The organism is Streptomyces sp. NPDC057271 (assembly GCF_042668715.1).
In the GTDB taxonomy this organism is placed as follows: Bacteria; Actinomycetota; Actinomycetes; order Streptomycetales; family Streptomycetaceae; genus Streptomyces.
This window is the reverse complement of record NZ_JBHUYJ010000263.1, coordinates 1-1,124: the sequence shown is the minus strand read 5'-3', so window position 1 is coordinate 1,124 and position 1,124 is coordinate 1. Positions and strand designations below refer to the sequence as shown.

The 1,124-nt window shown below is 70.5% G+C and carries 1 protein-coding gene; it reads left to right on the top strand.

Features of this window, described 5'->3' with window-relative positions:
* Positions 1 to 1,107: IS110 family transposase (locus tag ACFUJR_RS39355; protein ID WP_383181793.1), on the top strand; the 1,107-nt coding region annotated here is incomplete at its 5' end.
* Positions 1,108 to 1,124 lie beyond the last annotated feature (17 nt).

Below are 1,124 nucleotides of genomic sequence, written 5' to 3'. Positions count from 1 at the left end.
CTCGCAGACGCCGAGTTCGCCACCACCACCGCCGGATACGCCGCGGCCCTGGCGTTCCTGGACGCCCACGGCCACGTGATCGCCATCGGCGTGGAGGGCACCGCCTCCTACGGTGCCGGATTCACCCGTGCCGCCCGCTCCCACGGACACCGCGTCGTCGAGGTGAACCGGCCCGACCGGGCCGAACGCCGCCGCATCGGCAAGTCGGACCCCATCGACGCCTACGCAGCAGCCCGCGCGGCCTTCTCCGGACGGGCCTCCAGCTCACCCAAGGACGACACCGTCGCCGGCATACGCGCCCTGCACAACGCCGCCCGCTCCGCGGTCAAGGCCCGCACCGCCGCCCTGAACCAGATCACCCACATCCTCTTCGCCGCACCCGAGAGCATCCGCGCCAAGTACGGACGGCTCACGGGAACAGACCGCACCGACGCTCTGGCCCGGCTGCGACCGGCCGGGGACACCGTGCACGTCGCGGTCCTTACCGCCCTGAAAAACCTCGCCCGACGCGTCAAAGAGCTGACCGCCGAGCACACAGCCCTGACCAGAGCCCTCGACAGCGAGGCCACCGCCTTGAACCCCGGCCTGCGGGCCGCCCACGGAGTCGGCCCCGACACCGCCGCCCAGCTGCTGATCACTGCCGGAGGCAACCCCGAGCGCATGCGGACCGAGGCGTCCTTCGCAGCCCTCTGCGGAGCCGCACCCGTCCCCGCCTCCAGTGGCAGAACCAACCGCCACCGTCTCTCACGAGGCGGGGACCGGGCAGCCAACGCCGCCCTCTACCGCATCGCCCTGGTCCGCATGTCCAGCGACCCCCGCACCCGCGAATACGTCGCCAGGCAGACCGCCGCCGGCCGGACGAAGAAAGAGATCATCCGGCTGCTGAAACGGGCCATCTCCCGGGAGATCTTCCGCTGCCTGACCACCGTGGTCACCGTCCCCGGCATCGCCGATCTGCGACCCCTGCGACAGGCCAAGAACATCACCCTCACGGCCGTCGCCCAGCACTTCGGAGTCTGGCCCACCGCCATCTCCAGGCTCGAAAGAGGACTCAGCAGGGACGACGACCTCACTCACGCCTACCGCAAGTGGCTCCAAGCCGCTTGACAGCAATAGGAGCATCA